This is a genomic window from Moorena sp. SIO4A1 (genome assembly GCF_010672065.1).
In the GTDB taxonomy this organism is placed as follows: Bacteria; Cyanobacteriota; Cyanobacteriia; order Cyanobacteriales; family Coleofasciculaceae; genus Moorena.
In genome coordinates, this window is the sequence record NZ_JAAHHX010000126.1 from 1 (window position 1) to 8,044 (window position 8,044).

Consider the following 8,044-nt stretch of genomic DNA (forward strand, 5'->3'; position numbering starts at 1 on the left):
GGATACCATCGATGTCCACAGGAGGAGCAGCGATGAATGCAATGATGAAGCAGGTGGTAGCAGCTAGCAGGGTTGGGATCATTAATACACCAAACCAACCTACATAGAGGCGGTTGTTGGTGGAGGTGACCCAATTGCAGAACTGAGACCACACAGAGGTGTTGCTCTGCTGTAATACAGTAGTCATGTTCTTATGATTACGGGTATGAATATGAACTTTTCGAGGTTCGTCCGGCTTGTGTGCGCCTTCATGTATTTATATTAAGCAATCTCTAAAGTTTTGTAAAGGGTTTTGCGAGTAATTTCACCTCAGGTTATTAAATAATGTAAATAAGTAAAACTTATATTAAATAAGTATTGACTTTATATTGTTATTGTGGTAAAGGAGTGGTTGAGAAAATTTTGGCGTTGCTGAATCTTTGAATGAATATTCGTAGAGTGGGCATCCTGCCCGCCCCAAAATATATTGAAACTGGCAAGATGCCAGTTCTACCAAGATGCCAGTTCTACCAAGATGCCAGTTCTACACAAGATGCCAGTTCTACACAAGATGCCAGTTCCACGCCTGATGCCTATTCCACAGGTGCGACATCTTTGAATGAATATTGGTAGAGTGGGCATCCTGCCCGCCCCAAAATATATTGAAACTGGCAAGATGCCAGTTCTACACAAGATGCCAGTTCTACACAAGATGCCAGTTCTACACAAGATGCCAGTTCCACGCCTGATGCCTATTCCACAGGTGCGACATCTTTGAATGAATATTCGTAGAGTGGGCATCCTGCCCGCCCCAAAATATATTGAAACTGGCAAGATGCCAGTTCTACACAAGATGCCAGTTCTACCAAGATGCCAGTTCTACACAAGATGCCAGTTCTACCAAGATGCCAGTTCCACAGGTGCGACCCAAGGCCGGGTTCCCCGGCCTAGGAGGCGCGCACCTAATCACTCTTAAAATCATTCCATTATTAAGCAACGCCAAAATTTTGGTGTAGGTCAGTAGACTAGGAAACGCGATGTTCCTTTGGAACCGCTTCGCGATTGACCTTGGCCAAAAGGCCACGCGCTTCGCAGCAAAGCGGGACGAAGTCCATCGCGTTTGGTCACGCGGGGCGCGTTCGCAATTCTCATACTGATCAGGTACACAGGATTTTTTACCACTCCACCTATGCCCATTTACCTATCTCCCGATTCCCAACTCCCGACTCCCGACTCCCTAAAACCCAGAACGAAAGTAACTCACCCAATTGAGAACTGCTATATATTGATCTATTTATTTATACTTTCTTAACATCCTGGATTGTTGACGGATCCAAAGCGCCCTGTTCTCCTTTCACCGTAACTGTCCCATTTGAAATTGGTGTACTTAGGTTTATTAGATTACATTAGTTGAGTTATGGATCTAGTTAAATCGGAAAGCGTCAATGTATCAAATTCTACCGAAGTTCCTCAAAAAATCTACTATGTTCAATTAATTATGATGAAACCTCATACACCTTAAACAAATCATGCGGATTGAGCAGTTGCAGGCATTTCTGGCAGTCACCCAGACAGGTAATTTTGGACAAGCGGCACAAAAATGCGGCGTAACACAATCGACTATCAGTAGACAAATTCAGTCTCTGGAAAGCTATCTGGGTATGCCACTGTTTCATCGCACTGCTCACGCCAAGTTGACTCTTGCAGGGGAACAGCTGTTACCCCGTGCTCGTAAAATCTGTCAAGAGTGGCAAACTGCTACCCAAGAATTAGCAGATTTGATCGCAGGGAAGCAGCCAGAATTGTGTGTAGCGGCAATCCAATCAGTCTGCGCTCACTACTTGCCACCGATCTTAAGGCAATTTTGTCAGGCCTATCCTCAAGTGCAGTTACGAGTGACGGCCCTCGGAAGCGATCGCTCTTTGAAGGTACTGCGAGATGGTCTAGTGGATGTAGCAATTGTGATGAACAATCGCTTTTTGACCACTAGTTCAGAGATGGTAGTTGAGGTACTCTACGAAGAGCCCATCGAAGTCCTGATGGCATCAGACCATCCCTTAGTCAACTATCAACCAGTGCCCTGGTCAGAACTGATTAAATACCCACAAGCAGTCTTTAAAAGTGGCTACGGGATGCAACGTTTAGTACAACAGCAGTTTTCCCGCCTAGGGGCTAATTTGCGGGCAGTTATGGAGTTAAATACCCTAGAAGCATTCCAAGGAGTAGTGCGCCAAGGAGAATTGATTGCCCTATTGCCCAAATCAGCCCTGATCAATGTACAGGAAGACTCTACTCTGGCTGTGCGTACCCTAGAAAAACTACCAGAATCCGTGGCTAGCTCCAACAAACTAGTTGGTAACCTCTCGGCCTTGGATTCCAAGTGGACTCGTCAAGTGGTCTTAGTCACGACTCGCGATCGCTTAGACATTCCACCAATTCAGCATTTTTGTCAACTGGTGCGTCAGCTGGACATGCCAACAGTTCAGGCTTGGAACCTCCAGCTGCCAGCCCTTGCTCAAGCTTGATCACTGTTTCCAGCTTTGGACTAATCGCCAATGAGTAATGCCTTCAGGGAATTATTAAAGAAAGTGGGCAGTGGTGTACACACTGGGAAAGCCTTAACTCGTGAGGAAGCCACCACTGCAACCCGCCTCATGTTGACACAAGAGGCTACACCAGCGCAAATTGGAGCATTTATGATTGCCCACCGCATCAAACGACCGACCAGTGAAGAACTGGCAGGAATGTTGGATGCTTATGACCAACTTGGACCAAGGTTACACCCCTGGGACATCAACCATGGGCAAGATGCCTCTCGGTCACTTTCTTCTTCTCCATCCCTGGGGATTACAGTGTTAGGAACACCCTATGATGGACGAAACCGTACTGCACCAGTCACACCCCTGACCGCCTTAGTCTTAGCTACTGCTGGGGTACCTGTGGTCATGCATGGGGGAGATTGTATGCCCACTAAGTATGGAGTCCCCTTGATTGAGATTTGGCAGGGATTGGGAATGGATTTCTCCCAACTTTCTATGCCCCAGGTGCAACAAGTATTGGAGACAACTGGCTTAGGATTTATCTATTTACCCCAGCATTTTCCCCAAGCTGATCAGTTAGTTTCCTACCGCGACCAAATCGGTAAACGTCCACCGATAGCAACCATGGAACTCCTGTGGTCTGCCTATAGAGGAGAGACTCATCATGTTGCCGGGTATGTTCATCCACCTACAGAAATCCTATTTAGACAGACATCTCAGCTGCGTCTGGTCAAGAATTTTACCTTTGTCAAAGGCTTAGAGGGTAGCTGTGACCTCCCACGCGATCGCACTGCCATCATAGCCATTAGTCAAGCATCAGCCAGTCAAGGGTTTGAGCGTTTGCTACTCCATCCGAGTGAATACGGTTTGGCTGGCAAGGAGTTACCGTTTGAGTCAACCACTACACTGCTGGCACACTACCAGGAAATCCTAAAGGGTAAATCCAACCCATTGATGCCAGCCGCTATCTGGAATGGTGGGTTTTATCTGTGGCGTTGTGGTGTTTGCCCAGATTTTAGAGCAGGTCTGGCCAAGGCTGAAGATTTATTCACCAGTGGTAATGTGGCTCAAAAATTTAACGAAATTGTTGATTACTTGCACAAGGTTAAATAAATAGAAGGTAAGTATTCAGCTATCAGCTATCAGCTATCAGCATATGCGCGAAGCGCACGCTACGCGAACAGCTAATCAGTCACAGGCTAGAAGCCTGTGCCACGGTACTTGATGTGCTTATGAGCATAGGGCAAGCTACACCGAACAGCTTTTGAATAAAATCGGTAAGCATTGGAATAATGCTGCAGTGTTGTCACAGGGCTTGTGGCCTGTGCCATAAAGCTGACTGCTGACTGCTGAGTGCTGTTCGCGCAGCGTGCGCTTCGCGCATATGCTTACAATACTCAACCAAATTACTGAACCAAGGTTCTCGCCGGAGGTGGCGCAAAGGTCGGAGACAATTGGGAGGGATATTGATCAACAGAAATACAAGTGTTTAGAGCCTTGTCAGGGCTAGCGACATTGGCACTATTCAAGCCAATAACACATTCAGAAAATTGCTCTGGCAGGAGGCTACGACGACAGTGATCCAGCACTGAGTTAGCATTTATGTTTTCAATCTGATTGTCAATATCAACCACACAGCTAGCCAATTCCAAAGGTCGTCGGACTCGTGTACAAGCACCTAAGGCTTTTTGGCCTACTAATGAGGTCAGTACCTTAATTTTCAGTACACATAAAGATAAATCCTCAGGTTGTAGTGCCTCTGAACAAGCTTGTGATGCGATTTCTGAAGTTATATTGGCCGCTTTAAGATCTTTGGCACACAAACTAAATCCATTCCCAGCAGTGGCAGAACCATTAGGAATCCCTAGGGTTACTAGGCCAGCGATTGCCAACTGAGTAGTACAAAATTTCAATAAAGATGTATGTCTAAACCTACTTTGCTGCTTCATAACTAGTCTTAGTCGATAAAATTTTATAAGCTATAAATTATAAGCTATCAATTATAAACAATCAAGGTATTGATTATGTTAGACGTTGATTAGGGTTCCGTGGTAAATCCATCACTAACTACCAATCAACTTAGGTCGTTTTTAACAACTTGCTATGATAGTCGATATTTTGAACCCCTAATCTGACAATTAGTCATTCTTTGTAAGCTATCCCTTAGGGATATCTAATCTGTTTATACCTATGCTTATGCGATTCTACCAATTTTTAAGTCAAACAGTTCGCTCACTTTACTCTAATAAGCAGGTGACTATGATCCTAATGCTAATGGCATTGTGTGTCAGCTGCTCCCCAAAAGAATCCCCTGACCTTGAGTTAGAACTCAGTGTAAAACCGGCCAGTCGTCCTGGTGCGTATACTGTATCCGGTAGTAGTAATCTACCTAACCAAAGTCAAATTGCTGTGGCTGCTATTCGCTATTTGCGTCCGACACAACAGCCTTTATTTGGTTCTAACCCCCTAGGCACCTATTCCATTTTGGATCGCCAAGTTGTTGAGGTAGACGAGCAGGGTCAATGGGAAGCTAGGCTTAACCTATGGGAGGTGGCACCAGATGGTCGCCTTCAGGAAGCTTGGCAAATCAATCAATTACAAGGACGATTCTCGGTTAGCCCCAATAATAGTGTCTCTTTCTTAGCTACCTATGAGCCCTATGGTCACCTAGGAAGGGCTGAAGAGCAACAGCCGCAGATTCCAGAGATGGAAGGTGACCTCGTCCGATTTAATAATGATGGTCAACCTTACGTAAAGGCAAGTTACACTCTACCGATAGCGCTACCTAGTGGCAGGAAATCAGTACCTAGCATTAGGGCAGCAGAACGCAATGGTGGCTGGGGAAACCGCTCAGAACTTAGACCCCAAAGATCGGTTAGTGGTAGTATTAGCCCACAAACCAATTTAAAAAATCAAAGCGATACTCCACTCTCGCCGTCAGAGTTTTTCCGATAAGACAAAACCTTTATCTTGGTTCATAGTTCATGGTCATGGTTCATGGTTGGTTACTATCAAGCCTGAACCATGAATAATATTAATAATAATACTAATTATAATACTCAGCAACACTGTGCAAGGTCTTAACCGACATACCCTAACAGTTTTATTTAATGAGCGCTATGATCGCGTTTTGTTGGCGCTTTTTGTGAACAGGATCAATGTGATATCAATTGTAACAATCCAGTAATTAGCTAATCCCAAATTAATCTATGGATAAATTGAGGTTATAATTGTGAATTTGGAAGGCAAAAATGGTCAACTAAATTCAGCAATTTTGACTAATTGCCAACAGTCAACTATCTATACATAACTATCTGGAGGAAATTCCAGTAGATGCTTTTTAGCTTATGGTTCGATAACAATGCACCCTAATCGTCTAACAACTTGTCTTAAACCTTCCTAACCCTTTACAGACCAGGACTTAACAAGTTGTTTGGATGCTCGATTGGCTACAGGTACCTCAATCCGTCGACTTTTCTGTGTGCCATCAAGGGCAGATTGTAAAGAAGCCATCTGAGTCATAATTGTTTGAAGTTGAGTGTTGAGTTGATCCAGCTGCTCGGGTTTTGGTGAACTCACCTGGATAGGTTGGGTGACTACAGGTTTTGTGCGCACAAAACCTAGAAACGTTTGTGCTGAGGCAAACTTCTGGGTTACATCCTCTACAGACCTTGTAGGGGTTGTTATGGAGGGCTCTTCAACAAAATTCGAGCTAGTCACTATAGTTTCAAAGACTGGCTGGAATTCAATGCTGTTATCCTGAGTTTCCGTAACCTTTTCTATAACTTTGTCGGTAACTTTGTCGGTAACTTTTTCCGGAAGGTTTTCTATAACTTTGTCGGTAACTTTGTCGGTAACTTTTTCCGGAAGGTTTTCTATAACTTTGTCGGTAACTTTGTCGGTAACTTTTTCCGGAAGGTTTTCTGTAACTGTTTTCGGGGTTTCTCCCTTATCTATAAAATCACTGAGTCCAGAAGCTTCCAAACTCGACAGAGAAAGCTTAAGGTCTTCTAATTCTTTTTCTTTTGCCTGGATATCCCCAGATAGAGTCGAAACTTTGTCCTGAGTTTGAGAAAATTTATGGGCGGAGTGTTGCCACCCTGAAATTGCCAAACTGGCTACACCGACTCCCAAACTTAAGGCTCCAACCAAGCCTAGGTAAGGGGGAGCAAGATCCTTAATTTCACCATCCATCCACTGTTCTCCCTGAATGCGAATGGATACTGGTTGTGAGCCAAAAATTGCTACTGGTAAGGACAGTACTGACAATACCGCTGCTGCAAGAAGAACGGGTTTAAAAAGGAATTTATTCAGAGGAGAGCCTGACATGTTGTATAGTTAACTGTTAAAACTACTCGTGTTACTATTTACCTCAAGGGCTGTTAGAGAAATTCCGCATGGTACGGTTTTTTCACTCTGGTTAGCATCTTGGCGTTTAAGCAGTGACTAGGAGAAACTACATGCTTTGAGTACCTGCTGCACTTTTTGCTTCTTCTAAAGTTAACCATGTCTATCAGCAATTTTCTGTAAATTACTTATGAATCGTCCCACCAGATTGTAAATTTTATGTGAAGTCTTTATAAACGTTAGCTTAGATAGGCCATTTTTCCAGCCAAAATGGCGGCAATCAGCAGCCAAAACCTGATTTATCCCAACTTCTCCAGATGAAACTGCTCTAATTGGCCAAAAAGCCTGCTGAAGCTGGCTGTTCTAGGTAGCTCCTAGTGGGAAAGTCTATAGCTAGGATCGGGCACCTGTAGGGGAAAATCACTGGCGTTGCTTAATAATGGAATGATTTTAAGAGTTTTGTGGAATGGGCATCTTGGTGGCACGGGCATCTTGGTGGCACGGGCATCTTGCCCGTTACAATTACCAAGCGGGCAGGATGCCCACCCTACTTATATTCATTCTAAGATTCAGCAACGCCAAATCAATAATACCGATACTTTTTAGCTACCAAAATCTACCAAAGTATACTTTAGCCCGCCAATGCAAGCTGATTTTTCAGCCAGGGTGTATCTACCAAAGCTCTCAGGAATATCCCACGAGCGCCATTGATGTCACGATCCATTACTTGACCATCAATTTTCGACTTAATAGTCTTGCTGCCGCCAATGTTAACTATCTCGCCCGTCCAACTAACCGTTTTGCTGGTATAAGCTTCGCAGACATCAACAACAATCTTTCCGGTCTCAGATACTTTTTGTTTGAGAAACTCTTTGAACCGATAATGGGCAAAAGAAAGCATATTGCGAACCGTTTTAGATCTAAGTTTTCGGTTGCGCTTCTTGGACATCTGAGACGTCTCAAAGGTAGGGAGCAATATTACATCAAAGTTGTCAACCAGGAATCTAGCCGCCTTGTGATGTAGTTCATTTACTAGGCTCTGAATTCTGAGCACCATCCTTCTGGCGGCTTTTCTCATTCGGTATTTTTGTTTTCCCTTAGCCTTACTGATCTTTGAAATCAGATTATCTAAGTGTTGACATAGACGCTGAATCCCAGAAAAGTCACCATGTCCTATT

The 8,044-nt window shown here is 44.2% G+C and carries 11 protein-coding genes and 1 pseudogene; 8 read left to right on the top strand and 4 right to left on the bottom strand.

What is annotated here, in order from left to right:
• Nucleotides 1-187, bottom strand: a pseudogene (locus tag F6K53_RS34365) (Photosystem Q(B) protein 1); the annotation flags it as partial.
• A 236-nt stretch (nt 188-423) separates the two neighbouring features.
• On the opposite strand from F6K53_RS34365, the gene F6K53_RS34370 reads away from it, so the two are divergent.
• From F6K53_RS34370 to F6K53_RS34395, 6 genes are all read left to right on the top strand, one after another.
• Nucleotides 424-612 carry a hypothetical protein gene (locus F6K53_RS34370; RefSeq protein ID WP_293071336.1) on the top strand — a complete coding sequence of 63 codons (189 nt, stop codon included), beginning with the start codon at nt 424-426 and terminating at the stop codon, nt 610-612.
• Complete coding sequence (locus F6K53_RS34375) at nt 599-757, top strand: hypothetical protein (RefSeq protein ID WP_293071335.1); 159 nt, start codon at nt 599-601, stop codon at nt 755-757. The genes F6K53_RS34370 and F6K53_RS34375 overlap by 14 nt, the downstream gene beginning before the upstream one ends.
• Nucleotides 758-955, top strand: coding sequence for a hypothetical protein (locus F6K53_RS34380; RefSeq protein ID WP_293083794.1), 198 nt, complete (start codon nt 758-760; stop codon nt 953-955).
• Nucleotides 956-1,041: 86 nt separating this feature from the next.
• Nucleotides 1,042-1,251, top strand: a complete 210-nt coding sequence (locus F6K53_RS34385; protein ID WP_293071334.1) for a hypothetical protein — start codon at nt 1,042-1,044, stop codon at nt 1,249-1,251.
• A 257-nt stretch (nt 1,252-1,508) separates the two neighbouring features.
• Nucleotides 1,509-2,504: a LysR family transcriptional regulator gene (locus tag F6K53_RS34390; protein ID WP_293037108.1), complete on the top strand. Its 996-nt coding sequence runs from the start codon at nt 1,509-1,511 to the stop codon at nt 2,502-2,504.
• Nucleotides 2,505-2,534: 30 nt separating this feature from the next.
• Complete coding sequence (locus tag F6K53_RS34395; RefSeq protein WP_293037110.1) at nt 2,535-3,632, top strand: anthranilate phosphoribosyltransferase family protein; 1,098 nt, start codon at nt 2,535-2,537, stop codon at nt 3,630-3,632.
• 293 nt (nt 3,633-3,925) lie between these two features.
• Here F6K53_RS34395 and F6K53_RS34400 read toward each other — a convergent pair whose 3' ends face one another.
• The gene (locus F6K53_RS34400; protein ID WP_293071333.1) at nt 3,926-4,468 is read right to left on the bottom strand and encodes a hypothetical protein; all 543 of its coding nucleotides are present in this window, start codon (nt 4,466-4,468) and stop codon (nt 3,926-3,928) included.
• 304 nt (nt 4,469-4,772) lie between these two features.
• On the opposite strand from F6K53_RS34400, the gene F6K53_RS34405 reads away from it, so the two are divergent.
• Nucleotides 4,773-5,474, top strand: a complete 702-nt coding sequence (locus F6K53_RS34405; protein WP_293071332.1) for a hypothetical protein — start codon at nt 4,773-4,775, stop codon at nt 5,472-5,474.
• 444 nt (nt 5,475-5,918) lie between these two features.
• Here the strand turns inward: F6K53_RS34405 and F6K53_RS34410 are convergent, their stop codons facing one another.
• Nucleotides 5,919-6,848 carry a hypothetical protein gene (locus tag F6K53_RS34410; protein WP_293071331.1) on the bottom strand — a complete coding sequence of 310 codons (930 nt, stop codon included), beginning with the start codon at nt 6,846-6,848 and terminating at the stop codon, nt 5,919-5,921.
• A gap of 462 nt (nt 6,849-7,310) precedes the next feature.
• Between F6K53_RS34410 and F6K53_RS34415 the strand changes: the two genes are divergently transcribed.
• Nucleotides 7,311-7,472 (top strand): hypothetical protein, encoded by a 162-nt coding sequence (locus F6K53_RS34415; RefSeq protein ID WP_293071330.1) that lies wholly within the window; start codon nt 7,311-7,313, stop codon nt 7,470-7,472.
• Between the two features lie 25 nt (nt 7,473-7,497).
• On the opposite strand, the gene F6K53_RS34420 is transcribed toward F6K53_RS34415, so the two are convergent.
• Nucleotides 7,498-8,044, bottom strand: a 547-nt coding sequence (locus F6K53_RS34420) for a zinc ribbon domain-containing protein (RefSeq protein ID WP_293083797.1), incomplete at its 5' end; no start/stop codon positions are given.